This window comes from Sulfuriferula nivalis, assembly GCF_009937995.1.
Classification (GTDB): Bacteria; Pseudomonadota; Gammaproteobacteria; order Burkholderiales; family Sulfuriferulaceae; genus Sulfuriferula; species Sulfuriferula nivalis.
The window spans coordinates 629,807-656,674 of record NZ_AP021881.1 but is presented as its reverse complement, the minus strand read 5'-3'; the positions used below and the strand labels follow the sequence as shown (position 1 = coordinate 656,674).

The following is a 26,868-nucleotide window of genomic DNA, read 5'->3' as shown; positions in this document are numbered from 1 at the left end:
TCATGTACCTGACTGCGCTCAATGAATTCGATTTTCACCCCAGCTTAAGTCACAGCGCGGGTGTCAGTCTGGTGCTATTTACCGCACCGCATTGCGGCAGTTGTCGAGTGTGGGTGCAATTATTGCAAAACTTATCCACCCCGCTCATCCAGCACGCCTACAGTGTCGATGTGCAAACCGCCACCGCGCTGGCGCGCGAATACGACGTGTTTCATCTTCCCAGCCTGTTTCTGTTTGTCGATGGGCGCTTCCATGCCCCGCTACAGGCCGAAGCACAGCCCAGCGCAGTTGTCGCTGCCATACAGCACGCACTAAACGCACCCGCCCACGAAGAACCATGAACATAGATCAGTACGGCGTTGCCAGCCACACCCGTTTTATCGCCTCACCACATTGTGACTTTCGTGCCAGTGAAAACGACATCCGCCTTATCGTCATCCACAACATCTCATTACCACCAGGGCAATTTGGCGGCAACGGCATCATCGAACTATTCACCGGTAAACTCGATGCTCAGGCCCACCCCTACTATGCTGACATTGCCCATTTACGCGTTTCCTCACATTTCTTGATACGTCGTGACGGAGAGTTAATTCAATTTGTGCCCTGCAGCAAACGCGCCTGGCACGCTGGCGCCTCCAACTGGCAAGGCTGGGACAGATGCAACGATTTCTCCATAGGCATAGAGCTGGAAGGCGACGACTTTAGCGCATTCACCGATAGCCAATATACCAAACTCAGCTCCCTGATCCGCGGCCTGCAACTTCGCTACCCCAACACCGCACTTACCGGCCACAGTGACATCGCACCCACCCGCAAAACCGATCCCGGACCTTATTTTGACTGGAAGCGGATATGCTAGACGACACTCTCAAACAGCACACGCCGATGATGCAGCAATATTTGCGCATCAAGGCCGAGCACACGGATAAACTGCTGTTTTACCGCATGGGTGATTTTTACGAGCTGTTTTTTGATGATGCGGTACGCGCTTCGCAGTTACTCGGTATTACCCTGACCACACGCGGCGCAACCGCAGGTCAGCCGATTAAAATGGCAGGTGTGCCCTACCATGCTGCCGAGCAATATCTAGCCAAGCTGGTGAAGTCAGGATTATCCATTGCCATCTGCGAACAAGTCGGCGACCCTGCGACCAGCAAAGGCCCGGTAGAACGCCGTGTTGCGCGCATCGTCACCCCGGGTACTGTCACTGATGCAGCGTTACTGGATGAGCACAAGGACAACCTGCTGCTCACCATCTCACCCGCTAACAACGATATACTCGGACTGGCCTGGCTCAATTTATCCAGTGGCGCATTCTTTATCAGCGAGATACCTGCGCAGCAACTCACTGCCACGCTGGAACGCATCGCACCTGCAGAAATATTGATTGCAGATGATGCCGAATATCCAGCCATCACTGACAGCATCAGCCTGCACCGATTACCCACCTGGCATTTTGACCGCAAACGCGCGCAGGAACTGCTCTGCCAGCAATTCGCCACCCATGATTTACGCGCCTATGGCTGTGACGACATGGATAACGCATTGCAAGCCGCAGGCGCATTATTGCAATACGCCCACAGCACACAACGCGGACAGTTGCCGCATATCAATGGCTTGCAGGTTGCACGTGACAATGAATTTGTCGGCATGGATGCAGCAACACGGCGCAATCTGGAAATCAGCGAAACGCTACGCGGCGAAGCTGCACCCACATTACTCTCGCTGCTCAACACCTGCGCTACGCACATGGGTACACGCCGATTGCGTCACTGGCTGCATCATCCACTGCGTGATCGTGACGCCTTACGCTTGCGTTCCAGTGCAATTGCCACATTAGTCACAGCACCGCGCGAACGTGAACAGCTGCATCAACAGTTACGTGACTGCGGAGACGTCGAGCGTATCAGCGCACGCATCGCACTGTCGAGCGCGCGTCCACGCGACTTATCAGGCTTACGCGACAGCTTGGCACTATTACCCGCACTACAACCGCTACTCGCACAACTCGACAATCCGCTGTTAACACAACTCGCTGCCGATTGTGCACCGCAGAGCGCATTGCATACGCAACTGGTTGCCGCATTACGTGCCGAACCTGCGGTAGTGCTGCGCGAAGGCGGCGTTATCGCCGATGGCTACGATGCCGATCTAGATGAACTGCGTGGCTTGCAAACCAACAGCGGCGAATTCCTCATTGCCCTGGAAGCGCGTGAACGTGAGCGCACAGGGATAGCCACACTGCGCGTCGAATACAACAAAGTCCACGGCTTCTACATCGAAATCAGCCGCGCTCAGGCCGACAACGTACCTGACGATTATCGCCGTCGGCAAACGCTGAAAAATGCCGAGCGCTATATCACGCCCGAGCTCAAAGCCTTCGAAGACAAAGCGCTCTCTGCTGCCGACCGCGCCCTCGCTCGCGAAAAAATGCTCTACGATGCGCTGCTGGCCGACCTGCTCACGCATGTCCCGGCACTGCAAACCCTCGCCGCCGCACTCGCGCAAATCGACACTTTGTGTTGTCTGGCGGAACGCGCCAGTACGCTGAATTTTTGTCAGCCTGAGCTGGTCGATGATAATGTCATCAGCATCATCGCAGGACGGCACCCCGTGGTAGAAAGCCGCATCGCCGAATTTATCCCTAACGACACCGATCTATCACGCAGCCGCCAGATGCTGCTGATTACGGGACCGAATATGGGTGGTAAATCCACCTACATGCGCCAAACTGCGCTGATTACATTGTTAGCATGTTGCGGTAGCTGGGTACCCGCCACTAGTGCCCGCATCGGTACCATAGACCAGATATTTACCCGCATCGGCAGCTCAGATGACTTGGCAGGTGGACGTTCCACGTTCATGGTGGAAATGACCGAAACCGCGCACATATTGCACAATGCCAGCAAACACAGCCTGGTGCTACTGGATGAAATCGGGCGCGGTACGTCAACCTTTGACGGGCTTGCACTGGCCTGGGCAGTTGCGCGTCAGCTTGCTGAAAAAACGCGCGCTTACACCCTATTCGCCACCCATTATTTCGAGCTTACCCAATTACCCAATAGCCTGCGCCAGATAGCTAACGTGCATGTGCAAGCTATCGAACATAAAGACCGCATCATATTTTTACACAGCATCAAAGACGGTCATGCCAGCCAGAGCTACGGCCTGCAAGTCGCCGCGCTAGCGGGCGTGCCACCCGCCACCATCAGCGCGGCTCGACGCAAATTAGCCGAACTCGAACAAGCCGCAACCCATGATGCGCAGCAACCTGATTTATTCAGCACTGTTGCTGTTGCACCAGCGCATCCCGCGATAGAATTATTGAACGGCGTTAATCCCGACGACCTCACCCCCAAAGCCGCATTGGAGTTACTTTACACTTTGAAATCACTCAACCCATGAGCGCCATTCCTCTACTCGAAGGTCGCGTCATTGCCAGCTATGGTCGGCATTATCAAGTTGAAGTTGACCAACAGCAGGTACTTGACTGCGTAACCCGTGGCAAACAAAGCAATGTCGCATGTGGTGATTGGGTCAGGCTCAAACTCACCAGTCCCAATCAGGGCGTAATTGAATCCATCATCACCCGAACCAGCCTGCTCTACCGCTCCGTCGAACATCGCAGCAAACTCATTGCCGCCAATGTCGATCTTGCTGTTATCGTCGTTTCGCCCGTACCCAGTTATTACGATTTGCTGGTCAATCGCTGCCTCATTGCCGCACAAGCCGCAGGCATAGAGAGCCTGATCTGCCTCAACAAATCCGATCTGGGTGAAGTTGCCGATGCCGCCTACACTAAGCTATGCAGCTATCGCGAACTCGGCTACAACCTCATACGCGTCTCCGCCAAACATGACATCAGCCAGCTCACGCCCTATTTACAAGGCAAAACCAGCGTCCTTGTCGGCCAGTCAGGCATGGGGAAATCCAGCTTGATCAACGCACTACTCCCCGAAGCCGCCGTCGCCACCCGTGACGTTTCCAGCGCGTTAGACTCAGGCAAACACACAACCACCAGCGCCACACTCTACCACCTCAACGCTAACAGCCACATCATCGACTCACCAGGGATGCAAGCATTCGGCCTCAACCATATCCGCGCAGGCGAACTAGACCAACTATTCACCGAATTCCGCCCCTACATAGGCCATTGCAAATACAGTAACTGCCGCCACACTCACGAACCCAACTGCGCTGTGCTCAATGCGCACGAAGCTGGCAAAATCAGTGATGCACGCCTGTCAGCTTATCAGGATATATTGCGGGGATTAAGCTAAATATGGCAATGTTAGAACTGACCCTGCTTCCCAATTTCACAGACACAGAATTAATTGTTCATCCATACACCAAAACCAATTATAAGAACTAAAATCACCAGAAAACCCACAAGGCTTACCCAACCTTGACGATGATCATCAATTCTTGAGTTAAAGCGACCCAGTGTCAAAACCCTAAGACAAAAACGGCCAACATTAAAACTTATAACCTCAATGAACAAATAAAATATAAATTCTAATATCGTATCTAACATAGACTATTGGTTCCCATTTCACCCATTCTAAACAGCCCAATTCTCAACTTGCAAACCATCAACACGAACAAATTCACGTTCATTATTGGTCACCAGCACCCAGCCCTCAGCACGGGCATGAGCGGCAAGCCACAAATCATTATTACCAATCAGCTCACCGCGACGCTGTAGGGCAGCGCGAATTTTCCCATAGTGTTCACCAACCACTTCGGTCAAAGGGGCGATACACATACTGGCCTCAAGTTGATTAATTACAGCAATTGCACGGTCTCGTGACTGGCTTTTCTCTGCGCCAAAACGTAATTCACCTAAGGTAACAACCGACATGACTAACTCATCCAACGTATGTTGCGCAAATCGCTCTCTCACTGCCTGAGGATTGTCTTTTGCAATATAAATACAGATGTTAGTATCTAATAAATAACGAACTGCCATCAGAATGCCGGCCTCTCTTGCGGCTGATCATCATCACGTCCTTGCGCCATGAAATCAGCGGGCAGGCTTGTCAAAGCATCAAAAATAACTTGTGCGTCTCCCCGCCGATGACGTAAAACAACCTCATCACCCCGTCGAAAAATCTCTACCCGATCAGTATCAAAACGAAACTCCTTTGGCAAACGTACTGCCTGACTATTGCCTGATTGAAATACCCGTGCATAAATCATGAGCCACCCCACAAAAAGATATACGTTAAGTATATACTTATTTACATTAAACCCAAGTAATAACCAGAGTAATTTTTGAAAATAACTCATGAAATCCTACTGTTGATTTTCGTTACAGCGTTATTCATATCCAATACAGAATTCCCGCCATATGTACTGTCATCGCATATAAATCAATTTAAAACCTCACCTCTTAATTATACCGTTTGACAATATTGGACAGTCGTCCTAATATATTAGGACGATCATCCAACAAATAAGGGGCGACTATGAAAACAGTATTAGTGACAGGTGCAAATGGATTTGTTGGTAGCCACATCATAGAAGCATTACAGATGCAAAATGATGTTCATATTATCGCCGCCTGTCGCGACCCGGAAAAACTGCCAAAGGGGTACAAAGGTGAAATCCGCATAGGCGATTTGCGTGATAAAGATTACCGCGAAACGCTGGTAAAAGGAGTTGATGTCCTGTGTCATGCGGCGGCATGGACTTCATTGTGGGATCACGCACAGGCATCCAATGAGTTATATCTGCAACCCACATTAGCACTAATCGAAACCGCCCGTGCTGCCGGTGTTAAACGTTTTATCAATACCAGCACCACCAGCGCATCATCACCGCTAAACTCATCTGACGCCATGAGCCACGGCATCCCGCGCACATTTTGGCCACATCTTTGCAATGTCGTTGCGATTGAAGATGCCTTACGTGAACAAGCCAGTACACACTTTCAAGTAATAAACCTCAGACTGGGTATCTTTGCTGGTCATCGATATGGTCTGGGTATATTACCCATACTTACCCCACGACTGAAAACACATCTCGTACCCTGGGTTGCAGGTGGTCGCACCAGTTTACCGATAGTTGACGGTCGCAACATAGGCCAGGCTTTTGCCTTAGCTGCAATTACTGATGGGCTGGCCGACTACGAAGGATTCAATATCGTTGGCCCGCAAGTACCCACTGTACGCGAAGTCATTATTTTGCTTAGTAAAGAATTTAACTTACCTAGCCCACATTTTAGCGTACCGTTTGCCATCGCATATCCTTTTACCTGGCTGATGGAGAAACTTGATGCTATTGTGCCGTGGGAACCACTGGTGACACGCAGCATTATTCATCTCATGGAAGAAGTCAGTGCTGACAACAGTAAAGCGGAGCACTTACTGGGTTATAAACCAACTCACACATGGCAGGAAGCTGTACGCGCACAGATGCATGAAATGCAGAAATATCAAAAAAATCCGATGTCGATGTCCAAGGCGATAGCTTGACATGTCAAAAAGACTTACAGCTGGAGAAATAGCCCCTGACTTTCAGGCGACTGACCAGCTTGGCAACATGATGAGCCTGAGTAATTTTCACGGGCGGTGGTTGCTACTATCATTCTACCGCTATGCTTCTTGTCCCTTATGTAATTTGCGAGTACACGAGCTATCTAAGTTACATGCTGAGTTGCAAGCTTATGGGCTAGATATGCTTGCGGTATTCCAATCCCCTGCTGAAAAAATAGACACCTACGTTGGAAACCAGCATCCACCCTTCCCGCTTATCCCAGATCCACAACAGATACTTTATAAACGTTATGGCGTTATCCATAGCTGGGCGGGGTTTCTCATTGCATGGATTAAAAGACTGCCCACAATCAGCCATGCAGTATTTCGTCAGCGGTATTTACCTGGTACTGTAGAAGGTGGCATACACCGTATTCCGGCCGACTTTCTCATTCGCCCAGATGGGCATATTGCAGAAGCATATTATGGTCGAGATATTGGTGACCACATGCCGATAGATAGAATTCGACAGCACCTCCATGCTAGCATTGCACACAACTAATTCGACCACGCACATATTAGAAACCACAAAATGACACTCATACGCAAAGGCGAAAAAACGCGCGCCGATATAGTAGCTTGCGCTAAACAACTGTTCTACCAACGTGGCTATACCGATACCTCGTTTACGGATATTGTCGATGCATCCAAATTGCACCGTGGCAATATTTACCACTACTTCAAAACTAAAGATGACATCCTTGATGCCGTGATTACTCAGCACCTCGAAGACTTCAGTACACGGCTCCATCTCTGGGACACGACGCAACCTGACGCCAAAGCAAAATTAACCGCTTTTGTGGACATGATTACGGGTCGTAAAATGGAACTGGTTGAGTATGGCTGTCCTATAGGCACACTCAACACCGAACTAGCGAAACACAAGCGCGAACAACAGCAAGCTGCCCGCGCTTTATTTGATTTATTTCGTGATTGGCTGGCTGTTTGTTTTCGTGAGCTGGGTAAAGGTAATGAAGCACAAGCTCTGGCTCTCCATTTACTCGGGCGGGCGCAGGGCATAACCCTCCTCGCCCATGTTTATCACGATACGACACTGTTACAGAACGAAATCAATACACTACACAGTTGGATAGCAGGATTATAAAACCAACTCACACACCGGCCATCTTGATCCCAATGTATTAGCCGCAAAAATACGCTAAACTCCAAGCATTATTATTCCAGCTATATCATCATGCTATTACTAGGACTAGATCTTGAAACGGGTGGCGCATTTAACGCACCCATGGACACCAACTTCATTACCGAAGTCGGCCTGGTGTTATGGGATACCGAATTTGCACAGCCGGTAGATTTTTTATCGCTACTCATCAAACCCGGCCAGCCTGTCTCACCCGAATCGGTTGAATACACAGGAATCAGCGACGAACTATTAGCTCAACACGGCCATCCTGCGGACATACGCACCTTACAACCCATCACCAAGTTGATGAACAAAGCTGATTACATCGTGGCGCATAATGGTCGTGATTTTGACCGTCCCTTGCTGGAAGCTGCATTTACCCAGTTTGGTCTTAAAATGCCCGCCACACCTTGGTTGGATACTCAGTACGACGTAGATTACCCACGCCCTTGCAGAAGCCGCAGTCTGATTTATCTGGCGGGATATCACGGCATAGTCAATCCTTTTGCCCACCGTGCCGTCACCGACGTCCTCACCATGCTCACCATACTCGCCCGCTACGACATAGCGGAAGTCGTCGCCAACAGCCAGCGCAAGTGGCTCATAGTTCAAGCCAATGTTGGTTACGAAGAACGTGAGATGGCAAAGGAAAAAGGATTCCGCTGGCAACAGGATGGTGGCAAAGTCTATGAAAAATGCTGGGTTAAACGCGTGCGTGAAGATCAGCTCGCCGCCTTACAAACCAGTTGTGATTTTAATCTGACAATACTGGATCGGTTTTGAAACTCAAATGCTACGGACTAACGTGGTCTGGGCTTTTCTTTTGAGTCCAGGCTATACGTTACATGCTTACGTGGATTGAGGTAAGCATGGGCTTCAGGTGATAACTCAGCAACACGCAAGCTTTTGGTTATTTTGATATCAGCTTCATCAGCAAGATGCAGTATTACCGCTTCATTTTTTGGTGTATCAGCATCATAAATCAACACATCGGGTTTCATCGGGTTGGTCGCATTCACACACAGCACCAGCCCCACAAAATCATTAGACAGTCGCACTATACTACCTGGTGGATACACACCCAGCCCCTTGATAAAAGATTTAAGCATCTCATCATCAAATTGCGCACGCCGCTTGGCAAACATACGTGACAATGCTTCTGCCGGTGTTAGTCCGGCTAAACCATGGCCTGGATTACATAAATTATCGTAAGTATTCACTATTGATAGTACACGTGAAATAGGGGACATTTTATCCCCCGTAAGATGCCGAGGATAACCACTTCCGTCAACATATTCATGGTGCTGCAAAATAGCAAGCAAAGCTGCATTTGATAAGCCCATTTTTTTTGCGACAGCCACCCCGATTTCACTATGTTGCTCAACTATCGTTTGCTCCGCCTTGGTAAGCGGGTCGGTTTTAGCCAATATTTTATGCGGGATATCGTTCTTACCAATATCATGTAACATTGCAGCCATACCAAGATCTTGCATATCTGCATTACTGAAGTCTAATGATTTAGCCAGCATCAGACTCAACACAGTTACGTTCAATGAATGGAAATAAAGATCTTCACCCAGCTGATTACCCATCGCATGTATAAGCACATCACCATTTTCCACCAGACTCTTTAACATTTGATTAATCAGCGCGTTAGTGTCTGCATAAGCTTCTGCAGGTCTGGAATATACATTGCGGGTAATGCTTCTGACTGCATCAACAGATCTGACAAATGCTTGCTCAACACGGGCAATATCGTTTTGTATGGTTTTTAACTGATCAATTCTGGCTTTTTTACCAGCCAGAATTGCTTCCTCCTCCGCATCCAGCTCTTCCACTATCACCGGTGGAGGCGGACTATTTTCAATCAGCATTGGCTCCACATCACTCAATGCCTGGTCATAGCGCACCCGCTTCAACTTGAGCTTACGTATCGTATTAATTTGCTGCTGATTTTTAATTTTGAAGCTGCTAAAGGTAAATGGATGATCCATCCAGCCTAAATCAAGGTGGATATAAAGCCCGATACACAATTGTTCAGGCGTTACATATTGCGCTTCGGATGGCGTTAACATTTTTTAACTTGGATCAACATCAGGAAAATTCATATATTTACGCATATAGTCCTCATGATATTACGAGAACCTTAGAACTCAGCACAGAAAAACAACGTGTTCAGTTTATCATTTATTTCCAAATCCGATTCACATATGACTAGCGATATCGGGTTGCATCCGCAATCCCAGCCTGCTCAAACCCCTGCTGACGCAAGCGACAAGAATCACAAACACCGCAAGCTCGTCCTTGTTCATCAGCCTGATAACAGGAAACTGTGGAAGCGTAATCCACACCCAATTGCGTGCCTAATTGTATGATTTCAGCTTTGGATAAGCGCATTAATGGCGCATGAATATGCAAATCCTGCCCCTCTACACCAGCTCTCGTAGCCAGATTCGCCATACGTTCAAATGCAGCAATATAATCTGGGCGACAATCAGGATAGCCAGAGTAATCCACAGCATTCACACCAATAAAAATGGCTTTACTATTTAACACTTCAGCCCATGCCAAAGCGATCGACAGCATGATGGTATTACGCGCAGGCACATAGGTAGAGGGGATACCTTCACTGGGCATTTCAGGAACTGCGATATTATTATCGGTGAGTGAAGAACCACCAAACATGGTCAGATCCATTTTGAATACACGATGTTCGGCTGCGCCTTGTGCTTGTGCAACTCGCGCAGCAGCAGCGAGTTCAGCATAATGACGTTGCCCGTAATCAAAACTTAAAGCATGACAGATGTATCCTTCGCGCTGAGCGATGGCAAGAACGGTGGCGGAATCCAGCCCACCGGAAAGTAAAACGATAGCGTGTTTAGTCACAACAGAACCTCAAAAAGACGTAATCCTGCGATTGCAGAAACAGTCTAAAAATTAGCCAAGATGCAAGATAAGCTGCATCAACTGGCCAATTTTAGCATCTCAGACTAACGCCCTGCAGATTCTGCCCACAAAATTTTATGTAATTGCAATTGCATGCGAACTGGCAAACGGTCACGTAATATCCATTCCGCCAAATCACGTGCATCACTACCGTGTATAGGAGAAAATAAAACAGGACAATTTTTATTTAATTGATGCTCTACCAACATCTGTTTTGCCCATACATAATCAGCCTCATCAGTAATAACAAATTTGATTTCGTCATGTTTAGTGAGATGCTCGATATTTTCCCATCGATTTTTGCTGACTTCGCCCGAGCCTGGCGTTTTAATATCGACGATACGCGATACGCGCTTATCCACTGCGCTGACATCCAAAGCACCACTGGTTTCCAGCGAGACATCATAGCCTGCATCACACAATGCATTGAGCAAGGTGTGGGCATGTTTTTGCGCGAGTGGCTCACCGCCGGTTACCGTCACATAGTGGGGATGAAACTCAGCAACACGCGCCATTATCGTTTCCAGCGACATCGTTTCGCCACCATGAAATGCATAAGCGGTATCACAATATCCGCAACGTAATGGACAGCCCGTTAAACGGATAAATACAGTAGGCAATCCAACGCGACTGGTTTCGCCCTGAACAGAATAGAAAATCTCGGTAATGCGTAAAGTTGCAGATAGCATTATTTGAACAATGCCAGACGTTTTTTAGCCAATCCTGCCGCTGATGTAGCCGAATATTTGCTAACTATCGTTTCCAAGGTCTTGCGCGCCCCATCCATATCACCCAGTTCGATTTGCGCACTCGATATATTTAACAAGGCATCCGGCACTTTTGGGCTGTTAGGGTAGGTGCTGACCAATTTCTGTTGAGCGCTGAGCGCATTTTTGAAATCTTTGGTAGAAAAGTAAGCATTGCCTATCCAGTATTGTGCACTGGCAGCCATGTTACTTTTAGGATAAGTTTTTAGAAATTGTTTGAATCCAGTTGATGCACCTGCGTAATCACCTTGTTTAAATAACGTCAGAGCAGCTTGATAGCTATGTTCTTCAGCGCCGTTATCAACTTTAGTATCAGACTTCGCATCAGTTTTTGTTGCTGCGCCAGACGTGGTAGTTGGCGTACTGGCTGCGGCCGTAGCGGCCGCATCAGTACGTGCCATGTCACGTAAGCGGGTATCCAAATCCTGATATAAGTCAGTTTGCCGTTTTTGTGTAGTTTCTATGTCATGTGCATGCACCTCAGACTGTCCGCGCAAGCCTTCCACCACTGATTTCAACGCATCAATTTGTGATTGCAAGGTTAACAGCGAACTCGCCTGTGGCTGCTGCTCCAATACAGTCAATCGCGCGGTAACTGCATTAAGCTGTTGCTGCATATCAGCCAGACGTTTGGCAGTATCATCATCGGCAGCATACGCCGTCGATGTCACCGCCAAACACAACCATAGAAAACGGGAAACAGACTTATTCAGCACGCTTTATTCGCCTTGATAAACGATATCAGCGCGGCGGTTTTGCGCCCAAGCAGCTTCATCTTCACCAGCTGCCTTAGGTTTTTCTTCACCAAAACTAACTGCTTCCATTTGAGCTTCTGGCACGTTAAGCAGGTTCATCGCCTTACGCACTGCATCTGCACGACGCTGACCTAATGCCAAGTTGTATTCACGGCTACCGCGATCATCGGTATTGCCTTGCACAGTAACTTTTACATCTTTGTGGCTAACTAAATACGCTGCGTGCGCTTCTATCATCGGTGTGTATTCAGACTTAACCGCATATTTATCAAAATCGAAATAAACATTACGTTTAGACAAAATGTTATTAGGGTCTGTCAATGGATTCATTTGGCTAGCCAAACGTGCTTGTTCTAAAGCAGCAGCTTCAGCAGCAGCTTTATCCGCCGCAGCTTTTGCAGCAGCAGCACGAGCAGCAGCATCTTGTGCTGAATTATCAACGACAGGTGCTGGCTGGGTAGCTGTAGTTGAACAACCTGCCAACAAGGCAACCAGAATTAAACTTAAAGCGGTTTTTTTCATATAAATCACTCCTTAAAAATTGCACAAAAATATCAAACAAAACAACGGCTAATATAGCCTCTAACGACCCCAACTTGGCTCGCGCATGTCACCCGCACGATCCGACAAACGCACTTGCGTTCTACCATCTGAGGAAACTGCTGCGAGCACGCCATGGCCATTAATTTCTGTGGCATACACGATCATCTTACCATTCGCCGCAAAGCTAGGCGACTCATCCAGATTCGTGTCTGTCAGCACTTGTACTTGACCTGTCGCCAAATCCTGCACCGCAATACGGAATCGACCCTCACTACGCTGTACAAAAGCAACCCGCTTAGCATCGGGACTCCAGCTAGGTGAAACATTATAGTTCCCCTCAAACGTCACCCGCTTTGCTGCCCCACCTGAAGCTGGCATTTGATAAATTTGTGGACTACCACCACGATCCGAGGTGAATAATAGAGTCCGACCATCAGGGCTCCATGTCGGTTCAGTATCGATCCCACCACCAAAAGTCAGTCGCTGCAAGCCACTACCATCCGCATTCATCACATAAAGCTGCGAACCATTATTATCCCGTGTCAACACCAGCGCCAGCTTACTGCCATCCGGTGACCAGGCTGGCGCACTATTACTGCCCTTGAAGTTAGCCAATATATGTCGAGCACCATTGGTCATGGACTGCACATAAATCACTGGCTTTTTGGCTTCAAACGAGACATACGCAATTTTACTGCCATCAGGTGACCAGGCAGGTGAAATCAACGGCTCCGTGGATTTCAGTACCGTCTGTGCGTTTTGCCCATCTGCATCAGCCACCTGCAATTCGTAACGCTTACCTTGTTTCAACACATACGCAATATGCGTAGAAAATATCCCAGGCACGCCTATCAGCTTCTCATACACCACATCTGCAATTTTGTGCCCTATGACTCGCAGTTGCTTGATATCAGTGGTGTAGCTATACCCTGCCAGCTGCGTTTTTTTTACCGCATCCATCAACCTGAACTTCACTTCAATTTGGGCATTTGGCAAGACATTCACTTGCCCCAGCACTATTGCATCCGCACCACGTTGTTGTGCGAGCCCAAAGCGAGGATCACCCGGATCAGTAATCGGCGGCGTCACATCTGCCACATTAATTAAATTCAACTCGCCCGTACGCGCTAAATCTGCGGAAACCACATCGGTGATGGTCTGATATGCAGTTCCTGCCCCAGCAAAAGGGGAAATCGCCACGGGAATCTTACTCGCCGCACCACCAATAATTTCTATAGTCATAGCCGCATGTGAAACTAGCGGCAAACATAACAGCATCAGGCTGACGACTCGCTTAATTAATTGCATTATTTTTCATTCCTCGAAAAATTCAGGTCTAAATCTCTAAATTGACTCATCAAACTGGCATCCGGTGGCATAGGCAAAGGCGATGCTTTCAAAATAGCCCGTTCAACCGCATCATCATAAGCGCTTTGTCCACTACCATGCAGCAATTTCACTTGCAACACCTCACCCGTCGGTAATACCGAAACGGCAAATCTGGCCTGTGGATTGCCCTGCAAGCTATCAGGCAAAATAGTCTTACCGCGAATTTTGGCTCTGATTTTCGCGACATATTCATCTTGCATTTTGGACATCTCTGCCGCCTGCTTGCTTGCAATTGCTGCCTGCTTTTGTCCAGTTAACGCTCTTGCAGATTCATTTTTTAACTCACTTTGAGTCTGCTGCGCAATCATTTGCCGCAATGCAGCCTGCTTTTGCGCTAATTGTTTTTGCGCATCCAGCTTGGCTTGATGTTCAGCTAACTTAGCCAATTCCATTTGTTTCTGCGCAATAGCTTTCTGTTCAGCTTGCTGTTGCTGCACTAACTCAGCTTGTTTTTGTTCGGCCAGTTTCTGCGCAGCTTTTTTCGCGGCTTGCTGGGCAACCAATTCCGCTTCACGTGCTGCCTGCTCTGCCAGTTTGCGTTTTTTCTCGGCTATCGCAATATCGGGGTCAGGCTGCACCGGTTCAGGTTTACTGATTTTCTCAACATGCGGGGTTGGACGTGGCCGTGCTTGACTCGATACAACAGGTGGCGGTGGTTGCCACAACTCCACCATCACCGGCTCAGGCGCATGCGTCTTCCAGTCCAGGCTATACACCAACAATGCAAAAAACACCGCATGCACTAGCACTGCCAGTACTGCTGCAGGGACACGCCCCGGTGCTTCACGCATCGTTACGAGCATCACTTATCGCCCATCGCCGCCAACAAACCGACGCGTTTAACCTGATTTTGCTGCATTAAGCTCATGATTTTCATCACGTCTTCGTAGCGCACATTTTTATCTGCCGCGATCACCACTGCCTGATCAGGATGATCAGCCTGCTTTTGGCGTATCACATTCACCAATTCAGTATTATCTACCGTCTGCTCATCACTATTCGCCTGTGCCTGATCATGTACACGCAGCTCACCGTTGGCATGTATCGTGATTTGCAGCGGCTGTAACGCAACCGTTTGTGTTTTCGCGACACTAGGCAAGTCTACCTGCCCAGGGTTAACCATAGGTGCGGTTACCATGAAGATCACCAGCAACACCAGCATCACGTCGATATAAGGCACGACGTTAATGTTATTCATTTGTTTACGAGGGCGACGCTGACTCATCTTTGGTTCGCTTGTCGTTGCAGAATATTAGAAAACTCCTCTATGAAGCTCTCATAACGATTTGCCAATCGATCTATGTCATAGGTATATCGGTTATAGGCAACCACCGCCGGGATGGCTGCAAACAAACCCATTGCGGTGGCAATTAGCGCCTCGGCAATACCAGGGGCAACATGTGCCAGAGTTGCCTGCGCAACGTTCGCCAAGCCGCGGAACGCGTTCATAATTCCCCACACCGTACCAAATAAGCCCACATATGGACTGACCGAACCCACCGTAGCAAGAAACGACAGATGTGATTCCAGACTATCCATCTCGCGCTGATAAGCCGCCCGCATGGCACGCCGCGCACTTTCCGTCATCGTGGCAGCATCCATATTTGACTGCTTTTTCAGCTTCATGAATTCACGGAAACCCGCTTCGAATATCCGCTCAAGTTCTCCACTACGTTCAGGGCTGAACTGATGGAACAGCTGCTGCAAATCTGCGCCATTCCAGAAAGTCTGCTCAAATTCCTGCGCCAGTTTGGTCGCACGCTTAATCGCGAACAGCTTAAGAAAGATGTACCACCATGACATGAACGAAGCAACGAGCAACAAACCCATCACTAATTTCACGGTTAAACTCGCACTGGCTAACAATGCCAGCATAGATAAATCCTGATTAACGCCTATATCCACTTTTTTATTCCAATAAATCAATAATATGTTGCGGTATTTTAACTGGCTTAAATGTCATTGCGTTGACACATACCACCGCTATTTCACTGCTGACCAACTGCACTCCATCGCGCATCACTCGTTGCGCGAATTTAATCCGCACTGGCGTCAATTGCTGAATACGTGTTTCTACCAATAACGCATCATTAAATCGTGCTGGCTGATGATATTTGGCCGTGACATGATGCACCACAAAAACAACCTCATGCTCACCCAGTAAGTCGGTCTGCTCCACGCCCAATGCCCGCAACCACTCAGTACGCGCACGCTCCATAAATTTCAGATAATTTGCGTAATAAACCACACCCGCTGCATCAGTATCCTCATAATAGACGCGCACTGGCCAATCAAAGTTCATTTCACGCATCCCACATGTCTTTTTTCGCTGGCGCACCCAGTCCAAAATGCTTATATGCCATCAGCGTCGCCATACGTCCACGCGGCGTGCGTTGCAAATAACCCTGCTGGATTAAATATGGTTCCAGCACATCTTCTATGGTGTCACGTGACTCACCTATCGCCGCAGCGAGGTTATCCAGACCAACCGGACCGCCATCAAATTTTTCCAGCACCGCGCTCAGCAACTTTCTGTCCATTACATCCAACCCAGCATGATCCACATCCAGCATTTGCAATGCCTCATCCGCCACTTGTGCGGTAACTCGCCCATCCGCACGCACTTCAGCGTAATCACGCACACGGCGCAATAAACGATTTGCGATACGCGGCGTGCCACGCGAACGCCGCGCCACTTCAAATGCACCTTCGGGTACGATTTCCATTTCCAGCAAATGCGCTGAACGGGTGACGATACGGGTAAGCTCTTCTGCGGTATAAAACTCCAGCCGCGCCACAATACCGAAACGGTCGCGCAGCGGATTAGTCAACATCCCCGCCCGCGTCGTCGCCCCCACCAAGGTAAACGGCGGCAAGTCGAGTTTTACCGAACGCGCAGCGGGGCCTTCGCCTATCATGATATCGAGCTGAAAATCTTCCAGTGCAGGATAAAGTATCTCTTCAACCACAGGACTCAGGCGATGAATTTCGTCGATAAACAACACATCATTAGGCTCAAGATTGGTCAGTAACGCCGCCAAATCACCTGCCCGTTCCAAAACAGGGCCTGAGGTCTGGCGCAAATTCACGCCCATTTCCCGCGCCACAATATGCGCCAGCGTGGTTTTACCCAAGCCAGGCGGACCGAATAACAGCACGTGATCTAACGATTCTTTGCGCTTACGCGCCGCTTCAATAAATATCGACAACTGACCCCGTGCTTTTTCCTGTCCAACATATTCTGCTAATTGCTTAGGACGAAGCGCACGTTCAATTTGTTCTTCCGCTGCACTTTGCGGGGCGGGGGCGATTAAACGATCAACTTCTATCATTTAGACAACCACTTCAACGCCAAGCGGATGCCATCTTCCACACTTGTGCTGACGGCAATCTGACGTACAGCAGTGCTCGCCTCACGCTCGTTGTAGCCCAGTGCCAGCAAAGCATTAAGCACATCGCTATTGACTGACGCAACCTGCTGCGGCGCAGCACCCCCACCAGGCAAAGCATCAGCAATTTTGCCTTTCAATTCCAGCAACAGACGTTCGGCAGTTTTCTTGCCCACGCCGGGTATTTTGGTCAACAACGTCACATCCTGCATCACCACTGCTTGCGCCAAATCTGCTGCGCTCAAGCCCGACAATACCGCTAACGCCATTTTCGGCCCTACCCCTGTAATTTTAATCAGCTGTCGGAAACTCGCCCGCTCGGCTTCACTACCGAAACCATAAAGCAACTGCGCATCCTCACGCACCACCATGTGCGTATGCAATGCCACGCGCTCACCAATGGCTGGCAAGTGGTACAACGTGCTCATGGGTACATCCAGCTCGTAGCCAACGCCAGCAACATCGACTACTATCTGTGGCGGATGCTTTTCGATTAACGTGCCTGTGATTCTGCCTATCATATATTTAGGGGACCTCTATAAATTGAAATATCTAAGCAAGACAAGGCGCGAATGAAAAATGATGACGCAGTATATAACTAATATATAAGGAATCATTTTTCATGAGCAACGCCGTATTGCGACGAGATTTCTATTTATAGACATCTCCGTCACCCGACCAATCGCCCATTCTTAACTCTATACCCCGCCGTTGCCAGCGCACCCAAACCCTGTCCACCATGCGCATGGCAAATCGCACAAGCCAATGCATCTGCCGCGTCACTGCTCGGTACGCCGGGCAGATTTAACAGTCGCTTAACCATTTCCTGCACTTGTTCTTTTGCCGCATGTCCATTACCAACCACGGCTTGTTTAACCTGCAACGCAGTATATTCAGCCACCGGCAGCTTCTGCAGTACTGCCGCACATATCGCTGCACCGCGTGCTTGCCCTAGGAGCAAAGTCGATTGCGGATTCACATTCACAAACACTTTTTCCACCGCCGCCTGATTTGGCTGATGCAGGCCAATCACTTCACCCAGTCCTTCTAAAATCACACTCAGGCGTTGCGGCAATTCGCCCTCGCCGCTTTTAATACAACCACTACTTACATACACAAGGCGATTGCCGATTTTATCGATGACGCCAAATCCTGTGACACGCAATCCCGGATCTATACCTAATATACGAATAGTCACGATGTTTGCCCAATGTTGTAGTAAATTACACTCATCGCTACATTATCGCCTATTCAGTCCATCACCGCTATCATGCCTAACATTACACCGTATCATCGTCCTGCCTGGTTACCTAATGGTCACTTACAAACCCTGTTCCCCTATTTTTTCGCACATAAACCCCACATAAAATATCGTCGTGAACGCTGGGAGTTACCAGATGGTGACTTTCTTGATCTGGATTGGGTAGATGGCAACTCAGACGCACCTTTGGTCGTGTTATTTCACGGACTGGAAGGTAACTCACGCGGCTACTATGCGCTGGCATTGATGGCAAAAATTCAGCAACTCGGCTGGCGCGGTGTGGTCGTACATTTTCGTGGTTGTTCAGGCGAGCCTAACCGACTTGCACGCGCTTATTTTGCAGGTGATAGCGCAGAAATCAATTATGTACTCAACCGCCTGCATCCGGACTATCCGCAATTATATGCAGTCGGTGTATCGCTTGGTGGCAATGCCTTGCTGAAATGGTTGGGCGAACAGTCCAGCACCGATGCACCATTATTAAAAGCCGCTGCCGCAATTTCCGCACCTATCGACTTAACGGCAGCAGGCAATACATTAGATAGGGGGCTCAATAAATGGCTGTATACGCGACACTTTCTCATCACGCTCAAACGCACCGCGCTCGATAAACTCAAACGTTTCCCTAATAGTTATGACGCACAGCGTGTCCGTGCTGCTACCACGTTGCGCGAATTTGATGATGTCGTCACTGCGCCCATACACGGTTATAAAGATGCTGATGATTATTGGTCACGCGCTGCCAGCAAATCAGGATTAATCAATATCCGCATTCCTACGCTGATTATCAACGCTAAAAACGACCCGTTTTTGCCAGCTCAATATCTACCCCAACAGCACGAAGTCTCCACTCACGTTAAATTATGCTATCCCGAACACGGTGGGCACGTCGGTTTCCATAGCGGCAAATTTCCCGGACACGCCAATTGGCTGCCAAACACAGTGCTCGAATATTTCAAAAACGTCACATAACTCTATTACAATGATATAAAGCCAATTACATCTCTCACCTATCCTAGGACTTCGCCATGCAAAACTTGCCTACAGAAATCTTTAAAGCCTACGACATACGCGGCATCGTTGGTAAATCGCTCACCCCTGAAATCGTTGAAGCCATTGGTCACGCTATAGGCTCTGAAGCTGCCGCGCGTAACCAAACTGCCATTTGCATCGGACGTGATGGCCGTTTATCTGGCGAAGAACTCGCCGCCGCACTTGCGCGCGGCATACAGAAATCTGGCATAGACGTGATAGATTTAGGTATGGTCGCCACACCCATGACCTATTTTGCGGCCTATCAGCTCAACACCAACTCCGCTGTCATGGTCACGGGCTCACACAACCCGCCTGACTACAATGGCCTGAAAATGGTCATCGACGGTGAAACCTTATCAGGCGATACCATACAGGCACTGCGGCAGCGCATAGTCGATAACAATCTCACCCATGGCGCTGGCAATTACAGTGCTCATGATATTGCCCCTGAATATCTGGATCGCATCGTCGGCGACATCAAACTCGCCCGCCCTATGCGGATTATTGTCGATGCAGGCAATGGCGTGCCAGGGGCATTTGGCCCTGAACTTTATCGCCGCTTAGGTTGCGAAGTGGAAGAAATGTTCTGTGAAGTGGATGGCAACTTCCCTAATCACCATCCTGATCCATCACAACCTAAAAACCTGGTCGATTTGATCGCGCGCCTGAAGACCAGCAATGCTGAAATAGGTCTGGCGTTTGACGGTGACGGTGACAGACTTGGCGTAGTCACTAAAGACGGCACAATCATTTTCCCAGACCGCCAGCTCATGTTATTTGCCGATGACGTGCTCTCACGCAATCCGGGTGCAGAAATCATTTTTGACGTGAAATCTACGCGTAACTTATTTGACTGGATACGCGCTCGTGGTGGCCGCCCATTATTATGGAAAACAGGTCACAGCTTCATCAAAACTAAAATGAAAGAAACAGGTGCATTGCTGGCAGGGGAAATGTCCGGCCATGTATTCTTTAAAGAACGCTGGTACGGCTTTGACGATGGCTTATACGCGGGAGCTCGCTTGCTGGAATATTTAAGCAAGCAGCCTGACATTGATGCCACACTGCACGGCTTGCCTAACACTGTAAATACGCCTGAATTAAACATTACTTTAGCTGAAGGTGAACATTACAAACTCATGGAAAAGCTACAAAACAGTGCCGTATTCCCCCAATCACAAGACATTATCAAACTCGATGGTTTGCGTGTGGAATATGCCGATGGCTTTGGCCTGGCGCGCCCGTCCAATACCACACCAGTCATCGTGCTGCGCTTTGAGGCTGAAACTCAGGCTGGTTTAGACCGTATCCAGGATGAGTTCCGCAGCGTATTCCACGCCGCGGCCCCTGATTTAGCGCTTCCATTCTGAGGCCATATGGACATCGCAAAAATAGGCATTGTATCGATCTCCGATCGCGCATCCACAGGCGTATACGAAGATAAAGGCTTACCCGCATTACAAACCTGGCTGCAAAATGCACTACTCAACCCTTGTGAATTCAACGCGCGTTTAATTCCCGATGAGCAAGCGGTCATTGAAGCCACACTGCGCGAGTTAGCTGACGAGCAACACTGCGACCTTATCCTCACCACCGGCGGCACAGGCCCAGCACCACGCGATGTCACGCCAGAAGCAACTCTTGCAGTAGCAGATAAAGTATTACCTGGATTTGGTGAATCCATGCGCGCTGTCAGTTTAAAGTACGTCCCCACCGCCATCCTCTCGCGTCAGGTTGGCGTAGTGCGGGGCAGCAGTTTAATCATCAATTTGCCGGGCCAGCCCAAAGCGATTGCCGAAACATTAGATGGAATATTTGCTGCGATTCCATACTGTATAGACCTCATCGGTGGCGCCTATCTCGAAACCAGAACAGAAGTCATTACAGCCTTTCGCCCAAAAAGTAGCATAAAAGCAACAAGCACCTAGCTTAGTTACACTTTTTAACAATTCATATAAATTTACCTAACTATTTTTGTGTACAATTAAGCTAGTTTCAATCTTTTATTGAACAATGCTTTTAGAATGGAGAACCATATGTCCCTTACATTACGTAATTTAGTTGCAGTTTCTTGTGCTTTGATGGCTGGCTCAGCCGTCGCTACCGAAATGGATACACGTGCTTACATTGCACCTAGTGTTAATTACACAGTTGCAGACAAAGATTGGGGTGTTGATGATGCGATTGGTTTTGCTGTTGCTGTTGGTAAGCCAGTTTCAGAAAGTTTCAATCTAGAATTGAACGCTAACTTTGCATCACATAGCGCTAAAGTTGGTTCGGGTGGTTCTGGATCACTGGACAACACAGGTTTGAGTGTAGATGCATTGTACTTCTTCAACCGCAATCCAGATTTCGCTCCATATTTAGTGGCTGGCATTGGTGGCTTAAGCAGCCGCGCTACTGGTTTGAACGAAACCAACTTCGCAGCTAATGCTGGTATTGGTTTCATGAAAATGTTCAGCGGCGTAGGTTTCCGTTCAGACGTGCGTTATCGCTACACTGACAATGTAGGTTCCAATCCTAGCATCAACCCAGGCGACTGGATTGTAAGTGCTGGCTTGGTAATCCCATTGGGCGCAGCACCAGTTGCACCAGCACCAGTTGCTGCACCTATGCCAGTTGCTGAACCAGCTCCGGCGCCAGCACCAGTTGCTGCACCAGCTCCGGTTGAGCACACTATCATCAAACTGGAAGGTACACACTTCGATTTCGATAAAGCGACATTACGTCCAGCAGGTAAAGAAAAACTGGATGCAAATGCTGTTGTATTGAACGAGCACCCAGAAATCATGATAGACATCGTTGGCTACACCGACAGCGTTGGCTCATCTGCTTACAACCAAAAACTATCTGAAAAACGTGCTATGACAGTTAAAAAATACCTGGAAGCTAAAGGTATTGCCGCTGATCGTATGACCGCTAAGGGCATGGGCGAAGCTAACCCAATTGCAAGCAATAAAACCAAAGCAGGTCGTGCTGAAAACCGCCGTGTTGAGTTGGATGAACACGCTAAGTAATTAGCCGTTGTAATGAACAACAAAAAAGCCGCAGATACTGCGGCTTTTTTGTTGACTGATCAATCTTGAATTAAAAATTTTTACTTTGGCACAGACAAATTAACATACCAATTCACCGTTTCACACAAACCCTGTTGCACCGTATATGGCGGCACCCACTCAAGCTCATTGCAAATTTTTGAACTATCAACTTGCAACGAACCAATCAGCCGCTCTACTTCATGTAATCTACCCGTCATGACACCCGCCAATTTCAATAGAGTAGATGGCAATGGCCATAACCGGCTATGCTTACCCATTAGATTTGCAATACTATATATCAGTAATGGTGTCGAGATATCGTCCCCATCACTCACCAAATAGGTCTTACCCGCAGCAGCCTGATGCGTCGCGCACATTATTAAAACATCAACAAAATTATCCAGATAAACCATACTGCGCTGATTCTGAATGGACGCCAGCGGCAACGGCACGCCTTTAGACACCAATTTCAATAGCCTCAAAAAATTCCCACCGACACCAGGACCATAAACCAAAGGGGGCCTCACGATGACTACCTCCAAACCAGTTTCTTTCGCGACATTATGCAACGCCAACTCAGCCTCATATTTCGATATACCGTAAGGATCTTGCGGTGCGGGCGCCTCAGTCTCAGCAAATGGAATCGCACTAGTCTGCTCGCCATTTACCTTAATTGAACTAACGTACACCATACGCCGCACCCCGCCGCTTGCGGCAGCACGGGCAAGGCATTCTGTTCCAGCCACATTAACTTCACGAAATGCGGCCAAAGGATCTGCAGCATTTTCACGCATGACGTGGACACGTGCAGCGAGATGAATGACTACATCTACTCCATGCAATGCTTCGGTCCAAGCTGTATCCGCACCAACATCACCTACCGCAACAAGATCGAAAATTGGCCGCTCTACAGAACTTAGTAGCTCACGTACAGATCCTCGAACTGGCACTTTACGATGTACAAGTTCCTTACATAGGGCTTTACCAACAAACCCGTTTGCCCCAGTGACAAGAAAAGAGGTCATAACCTAGCAATCACCACGCAGCACTCATTAACTTGATTTAGACCAAACTGTACGATTAATATAATCCACATAACTCAGCACGACTCTTAATAACTGTTTGGACACAGGCCCCGCTTCATAATCCTCTACCGCATGCATTACACGCTTATTCTCATCTTGCTGCGAGATGATCACCTTGACCGCATCGAGCACGCGCTCCTTTTTCAGTCCAGTCATAATCAAAGTTCCCACATCCATACCTTCTGGTCGCTCATGCGCATTGCGTATGGTGATCGCAGGTAAATTTAGCAGTGATGCTTCCTCGGTAATAGTCCCACTATCCGACACAACGCAATATGCTTCTATTTGCAGCTTGATATAATCAAAAAATCCGAATGGTTTAGCAAACTGAATCAGCGAATTAAGTTCGCCTAGCTCCAATGCATCCAAACGTTTTCTGGTGCGAGGATGAGTGGAAACAATGACGGGAAAGTTATACGTTTCAGCCAAAGCATTCAATGTCTCAACCAGATCCAGAAGGTTCTCAGGCGTATCCACATTTTCTTCACGATGAGCACTGACGATAAAGAATTTGTTCTTTTCCAAGCCAACTTGCTTCAATACTTCGGACTGCTCAATCTGGGGCATGTAGTAATCCAGCACTTCGCGCATGTGAGAACCTGTCTTGATGATAGTCTCGGGACGAATACCCTCAGCGATCAAGTAGCGACGGGCATGTTCGGTTAACACCAGATTAATATCGCTCAGGTGATCAAGCACCTTACGATTCAACTCTTCCGGCACACGCTGATCAAAACAGCGGTTGCCAGCTTCCATATGGAATACCGGTATCTTGCGTCGTTTCGCCGAAATCACCGCTAGACATGAATTAGTATCGCCGTACAACAAAACTGCATCAGGGTTTTCTTTTGCCATCACCTCATCGGACTTTTCAATCACGCGTGCAATAGTCTGAGCTGCATTTTCGCCGACAGCTTCCAAAAAGTAATCCGGTTTACGAATACCCAGATTTTCAAAAAATAGCTGATTTAGCTCATAATCGTAATTCTGCCCCGTATGCACCAGAATATGTGTCGTGTGCTGATCAAACTCAGTAATAACACGGCTCATCTTAATCAACTCGGGGCGGGTACCCACGATAGTCATCACCTTAAGCATTCAATTCTTCCTTAATATAATCCAGTTTCAGCAACAATTCTTTAACCTGTTCCACATTTAATTGCTCAGTATTGTGCGAAGTATAATCTTCAGAGTGAGAAATCTTTTCCTCACCCTCACTAAAATACTGAGCATAATTAAGATCGCGATTATCCGCTGGGATACGATAATAGTTACCCATATCTTGAGCGTGCGCCATCTCTTCTCTAGATATGAGTGATTCATACAATTTTTCGCCATGGCGTGTGCCAATTATCCTAGCATCTTCTTTACCGCCAAATAATTCAGTCAGTGCTTGTGCCAAATCTGCCACAGTCGAAGCGGGTGCCTTTTGTACAAAAATGTCACCCTGCTGACCATGCTCGTAGGCATACAGCACCAAGTCAACGGAATCCTCAAGTGACATCAAAAAGCGAGTCATATTGGGATCCGTTACCGTAAGTGGCTTACCTTCTTTAATTTGCGCGACGAATAAGGGAATGACCGAACCGCGTGAAGCCATTACATTGCCGTAACGCGTTGCACAGAACACTGTCTCACCTTCACGCTGCATACGAGATTTGGCCACCATGAGTTTTTCTGCCATCGCTTTAGATATACCCATCGCATTAATGGGATATACCGCTTTGTCCGTGCTAAGCACCACCACACGTTTAACACAATTGGCAGTAGCCGCATTCATCACATTTTCAGTGCCCATGACATTTGTTCGTACCGCTTCCATTGGGTAGAACTCACATGATGGAACCTGCTTCAAAGCGGCTGCATGGAACACATAATCCACACCCTTCATTGCTTGATAAACACTCTCGTAGTCTCGAACATCGCCAATATAAAACCTAAGCTTGTCATTATTCAGCGCAATACGCATCTCTTCCTGTTTCTTCTCATCACGACTGAAAATACGAATCTCACATACATCTGTTGACAAAAAACGGTTGAGAACAGTATTACCAAAAGAGCCAGTGCCCCCAGTAATCATTAATACTTTATTTTTAAACATAATTTCGTAATTCCAAACTATTGATAGGAATGCATTGATTTTATCAGCTCAGGCCAATCGGGGGCGATATAACCTGTGGCTGCATGAAAACGATCGGCAATCAACGAACGATCAATCGTAAACTGATCATCTTGCACGATCTCGATAGATTTACCATAAGCTTCAGCAATCAACCTCAACAAATCATATTTTGCGATAGGTTTACCAGCAACATGGTACAGTCCGAACAGATCGGTCCGAGGTATCACTATATCTCGAATAACTTGTGCAAAAACAACGGTAGGTAATCCAGAAAAAATCGCACGAGTAAAGCCTTTACATTGTTCATGCTGTGACAAAAACCAGTCGAGCAAGCCATGTGTGCTTTGCAACTCATGTCCGATGGTTGATGTACGTAGAGTGATCGCATGCGGGTAATTAACTTCACCCAGAAATTTTGATTTACCATACACATCGACTGCATCCGCAGGGTCATCTTCTGTATACTCCCCCCTTTTGCCGGAAAAAACACAATCCGTGCTGATATGGATCAAACGTGCACCGACGAGATCGCATAACCCTGCCAACCGGTGGGGCATTAACGTATTAATGGGGATGGCCACCAAATGATCTTCCGCGCCCGGCAAATGTTTCGTCAAACCAGCACAATTAATAACCACATCTGGACGTAACTGGGCGAAAATTTTAACCAGTGTATCGTGATTTTCAACATCTATCCCCGTCACCAGCCGCTCGGCAATCGTGGGGATGAAAAATCGCTTCACTTCACCCGATCGAACGGTTCCAAAAACTTCCCAACTTTCCTTTTCACTAAACACACGGATCATGGCATTACCAATCATGCCACTGGCGCCCAACACTAATACCCTCATTACA

Annotated in this window: 32 protein-coding genes; 12 read left to right on the top strand and 20 right to left on the bottom strand. The window is 48.1% G+C overall.

Annotated features, from left to right (window positions below; genetic code table 11):
- Positions 1 to 2: 2 nt before the first annotated feature.
- From SFSGTM_RS03500 to rsgA, 4 genes are read left to right on the top strand one after another with little or no spacing between them, the layout of a single operon-like run.
- On the top strand, positions 3 to 341 hold the full coding sequence (locus SFSGTM_RS03500) for a thioredoxin family protein (RefSeq protein WP_162083948.1): 339 nt from the start codon (positions 3 to 5) through the stop codon (positions 339 to 341).
- Complete coding sequence (gene ampD, locus SFSGTM_RS03495; RefSeq protein ID WP_162083947.1) at positions 338 to 862, top strand: 1,6-anhydro-N-acetylmuramyl-L-alanine amidase AmpD; 525 nt, start codon at positions 338 to 340, stop codon at positions 860 to 862. Before SFSGTM_RS03500 ends, ampD begins: the two co-directional genes overlap by 4 nt.
- Positions 856 to 3,408: a DNA mismatch repair protein MutS gene (mutS, locus tag SFSGTM_RS03490; RefSeq protein ID WP_162083946.1), complete on the top strand. Its 2,553-nt coding sequence runs from the start codon at positions 856 to 858 to the stop codon at positions 3,406 to 3,408. The genes ampD and mutS overlap by 7 nt, the downstream gene beginning before the upstream one ends.
- On the top strand, positions 3,405 to 4,283 hold the full coding sequence (gene rsgA, locus SFSGTM_RS03485) for a ribosome small subunit-dependent GTPase A (RefSeq protein WP_162083945.1): 879 nt from the start codon (positions 3,405 to 3,407) through the stop codon (positions 4,281 to 4,283). The genes mutS and rsgA overlap by 4 nt, the downstream gene beginning before the upstream one ends.
- Before the next feature lie 50 nt (positions 4,284 to 4,333).
- On the opposite strand, the gene SFSGTM_RS03480 is transcribed toward rsgA, so the two are convergent.
- From SFSGTM_RS03480 to SFSGTM_RS03470, 3 genes are read right to left on the bottom strand one after another with little or no spacing between them, the layout of a single operon-like run.
- Positions 4,334 to 4,537, bottom strand: a complete 204-nt coding sequence (locus tag SFSGTM_RS03480; RefSeq protein WP_162083944.1) for a hypothetical protein — start codon at positions 4,535 to 4,537, stop codon at positions 4,334 to 4,336.
- Positions 4,538 to 4,564: 27 nt separating this feature from the next.
- Positions 4,565 to 4,972: a type II toxin-antitoxin system tRNA(fMet)-specific endonuclease VapC gene (vapC, locus tag SFSGTM_RS03475; RefSeq protein WP_162083943.1), complete on the bottom strand. Its 408-nt coding sequence runs from the start codon at positions 4,970 to 4,972 to the stop codon at positions 4,565 to 4,567.
- Positions 4,972 to 5,292 (bottom strand): antitoxin, encoded by a 321-nt coding sequence (locus SFSGTM_RS03470; protein ID WP_198420612.1) that lies wholly within the window; start codon positions 5,290 to 5,292, stop codon positions 4,972 to 4,974. Before SFSGTM_RS03470 ends, vapC begins: the two co-directional genes overlap by 1 nt.
- Positions 5,293 to 5,471: 179 nt before the next feature.
- On the opposite strand from SFSGTM_RS03470, the gene SFSGTM_RS03465 reads away from it, so the two are divergent.
- The 4 genes from SFSGTM_RS03465 (at position 5,472) to SFSGTM_RS03450 (ending at position 8,466) form a co-directional block, all read left to right on the top strand.
- Positions 5,472 to 6,479 (top strand): NAD-dependent epimerase/dehydratase family protein, encoded by a 1,008-nt coding sequence (locus SFSGTM_RS03465; protein WP_162083942.1) that lies wholly within the window; start codon positions 5,472 to 5,474, stop codon positions 6,477 to 6,479.
- 1 nt (position 6,480) lies between these two features.
- Positions 6,481 to 7,041, top strand: coding sequence for a peroxiredoxin family protein (locus SFSGTM_RS03460; protein WP_162083941.1), 561 nt, complete (start codon positions 6,481 to 6,483; stop codon positions 7,039 to 7,041).
- Positions 7,042 to 7,071: 30 nt separating this feature from the next.
- Positions 7,072 to 7,644 (top strand): TetR/AcrR family transcriptional regulator, encoded by a 573-nt coding sequence (locus SFSGTM_RS03455; protein ID WP_162083940.1) that lies wholly within the window; start codon positions 7,072 to 7,074, stop codon positions 7,642 to 7,644.
- Between the two features lie 90 nt (positions 7,645 to 7,734).
- Entirely contained in the window at positions 7,735 to 8,466 is a 732-nt protein-coding gene (locus SFSGTM_RS03450; protein WP_162083939.1) for a 3'-5' exonuclease, read from the top strand.
- Positions 8,467 to 8,483: 17 nt separating this feature from the next.
- On the opposite strand, the gene SFSGTM_RS03445 is transcribed toward SFSGTM_RS03450, so the two are convergent.
- The 13 genes from SFSGTM_RS03445 to ruvC all read right to left on the bottom strand — a co-directional run bounded on the left by SFSGTM_RS03445 (position 8,484) and on the right by ruvC (position 18,670).
- The gene (locus SFSGTM_RS03445) at positions 8,484 to 9,758 is read right to left on the bottom strand and encodes an HD-GYP domain-containing protein (RefSeq protein ID WP_162083938.1); all 1,275 of its coding nucleotides are present in this window, start codon (positions 9,756 to 9,758) and stop codon (positions 8,484 to 8,486) included.
- Between the two features lie 139 nt (positions 9,759 to 9,897).
- Positions 9,898 to 10,569 (bottom strand): 7-cyano-7-deazaguanine synthase QueC, encoded by a 672-nt coding sequence (gene queC / locus SFSGTM_RS03440; RefSeq protein WP_162083937.1) that lies wholly within the window; start codon positions 10,567 to 10,569, stop codon positions 9,898 to 9,900.
- Positions 10,570 to 10,673: 104 nt separating this feature from the next.
- Entirely contained in the window at positions 10,674 to 11,318 is a 645-nt protein-coding gene (queE, locus tag SFSGTM_RS03435) for a 7-carboxy-7-deazaguanine synthase QueE (RefSeq protein WP_162083936.1), read from the bottom strand.
- Positions 11,318 to 12,112, bottom strand: a complete 795-nt coding sequence (gene ybgF / locus SFSGTM_RS03430) for a tol-pal system protein YbgF (protein ID WP_162083935.1) — start codon at positions 12,110 to 12,112, stop codon at positions 11,318 to 11,320. Before ybgF ends, queE begins: the two co-directional genes overlap by 1 nt.
- Before the next feature lie 3 nt (positions 12,113 to 12,115).
- Entirely contained in the window at positions 12,116 to 12,673 is a 558-nt protein-coding gene (pal, locus tag SFSGTM_RS03425) for a peptidoglycan-associated lipoprotein Pal (RefSeq protein WP_162083934.1), read from the bottom strand.
- Positions 12,674 to 12,733: 60 nt separating this feature from the next.
- Entirely contained in the window at positions 12,734 to 14,002 is a 1,269-nt protein-coding gene (gene tolB / locus SFSGTM_RS03420; RefSeq protein ID WP_162083933.1) for a Tol-Pal system beta propeller repeat protein TolB, read from the bottom strand.
- On the bottom strand, positions 14,002 to 14,886 hold the full coding sequence (tolA, locus tag SFSGTM_RS03415; RefSeq protein WP_162083932.1) for a cell envelope integrity protein TolA: 885 nt from the start codon (positions 14,884 to 14,886) through the stop codon (positions 14,002 to 14,004). The genes tolB and tolA overlap by 1 nt, the downstream gene beginning before the upstream one ends.
- Positions 14,886 to 15,308: a protein TolR gene (tolR, locus tag SFSGTM_RS03410; protein ID WP_162083931.1), complete on the bottom strand. Its 423-nt coding sequence runs from the start codon at positions 15,306 to 15,308 to the stop codon at positions 14,886 to 14,888. Before tolR ends, tolA begins: the two co-directional genes overlap by 1 nt.
- A complete protein-coding gene (tolQ, locus tag SFSGTM_RS03405) occupies positions 15,305 to 15,982 on the bottom strand; it encodes a protein TolQ (RefSeq protein WP_162086192.1) in 678 nt (225 codons plus the stop codon). The genes tolR and tolQ overlap by 4 nt, the downstream gene beginning before the upstream one ends.
- Positions 15,983 to 15,992: 10 nt before the next feature.
- Entirely contained in the window at positions 15,993 to 16,385 is a 393-nt protein-coding gene (gene ybgC / locus SFSGTM_RS03400) for a tol-pal system-associated acyl-CoA thioesterase (protein ID WP_198420610.1), read from the bottom strand.
- 1 nt (position 16,386) lies between these two features.
- Positions 16,387 to 17,415 (bottom strand): Holliday junction branch migration DNA helicase RuvB, encoded by a 1,029-nt coding sequence (gene ruvB, locus SFSGTM_RS03395; protein WP_162083929.1) that lies wholly within the window; start codon positions 17,413 to 17,415, stop codon positions 16,387 to 16,389.
- On the bottom strand, positions 17,412 to 17,993 hold the full coding sequence (gene ruvA, locus SFSGTM_RS03390) for a Holliday junction branch migration protein RuvA (protein WP_162083928.1): 582 nt from the start codon (positions 17,991 to 17,993) through the stop codon (positions 17,412 to 17,414). The genes ruvB and ruvA overlap by 4 nt, the downstream gene beginning before the upstream one ends.
- A gap of 149 nt (positions 17,994 to 18,142) precedes the next feature.
- The gene (ruvC, locus tag SFSGTM_RS03385) at positions 18,143 to 18,670 is read right to left on the bottom strand and encodes a crossover junction endodeoxyribonuclease RuvC (RefSeq protein WP_174237390.1); all 528 of its coding nucleotides are present in this window, start codon (positions 18,668 to 18,670) and stop codon (positions 18,143 to 18,145) included.
- Positions 18,671 to 18,742: 72 nt separating this feature from the next.
- On the opposite strand from ruvC, the gene SFSGTM_RS03380 reads away from it, so the two are divergent.
- The 4 genes from SFSGTM_RS03380 to SFSGTM_RS03365 all read left to right on the top strand — a co-directional run bounded on the left by SFSGTM_RS03380 (position 18,743) and on the right by SFSGTM_RS03365 (position 22,785).
- The gene (locus SFSGTM_RS03380) at positions 18,743 to 19,705 is read left to right on the top strand and encodes a hydrolase (protein ID WP_162083927.1); all 963 of its coding nucleotides are present in this window, start codon (positions 18,743 to 18,745) and stop codon (positions 19,703 to 19,705) included.
- Between the two features lie 56 nt (positions 19,706 to 19,761).
- The gene (locus tag SFSGTM_RS03375) at positions 19,762 to 21,138 is read left to right on the top strand and encodes a phosphomannomutase/phosphoglucomutase (protein WP_162083926.1); all 1,377 of its coding nucleotides are present in this window, start codon (positions 19,762 to 19,764) and stop codon (positions 21,136 to 21,138) included.
- A gap of 6 nt (positions 21,139 to 21,144) precedes the next feature.
- Positions 21,145 to 21,696 carry a molybdopterin adenylyltransferase gene (mog, locus tag SFSGTM_RS03370; RefSeq protein WP_162083925.1) on the top strand — a complete coding sequence of 184 codons (552 nt, stop codon included), beginning with the start codon at positions 21,145 to 21,147 and terminating at the stop codon, positions 21,694 to 21,696.
- Between the two features lie 108 nt (positions 21,697 to 21,804).
- Positions 21,805 to 22,785, top strand: a complete 981-nt coding sequence (locus tag SFSGTM_RS03365; RefSeq protein WP_232526033.1) for an OmpA family protein — start codon at positions 21,805 to 21,807, stop codon at positions 22,783 to 22,785.
- 80 nt (positions 22,786 to 22,865) lie between these two features.
- On the opposite strand, the gene SFSGTM_RS03360 is transcribed toward SFSGTM_RS03365, so the two are convergent.
- Genes SFSGTM_RS03360 through SFSGTM_RS03345 form a run of 4 tightly spaced genes read right to left on the bottom strand, consistent with a single transcriptional unit; the run spans position 22,866 to position 26,864 of the window.
- Complete coding sequence (locus SFSGTM_RS03360; protein WP_162083924.1) at positions 22,866 to 23,831, bottom strand: UDP-glucose 4-epimerase family protein; 966 nt, start codon at positions 23,829 to 23,831, stop codon at positions 22,866 to 22,868.
- A gap of 27 nt (positions 23,832 to 23,858) precedes the next feature.
- The gene (gene wecB / locus SFSGTM_RS03355; protein WP_162083923.1) at positions 23,859 to 24,989 is read right to left on the bottom strand and encodes a non-hydrolyzing UDP-N-acetylglucosamine 2-epimerase; all 1,131 of its coding nucleotides are present in this window, start codon (positions 24,987 to 24,989) and stop codon (positions 23,859 to 23,861) included.
- Entirely contained in the window at positions 24,982 to 25,992 is a 1,011-nt protein-coding gene (locus SFSGTM_RS03350; RefSeq protein WP_162083922.1) for a nucleoside-diphosphate sugar epimerase/dehydratase, read from the bottom strand. Before SFSGTM_RS03350 ends, wecB begins: the two co-directional genes overlap by 8 nt.
- 17 nt (positions 25,993 to 26,009) lie before the next feature.
- Positions 26,010 to 26,864 (bottom strand): dTDP-4-dehydrorhamnose reductase family protein, encoded by an 855-nt coding sequence (locus SFSGTM_RS03345; protein WP_162083921.1) that lies wholly within the window; start codon positions 26,862 to 26,864, stop codon positions 26,010 to 26,012.
- Positions 26,865 to 26,868: the final 4 nt, after the last annotated feature.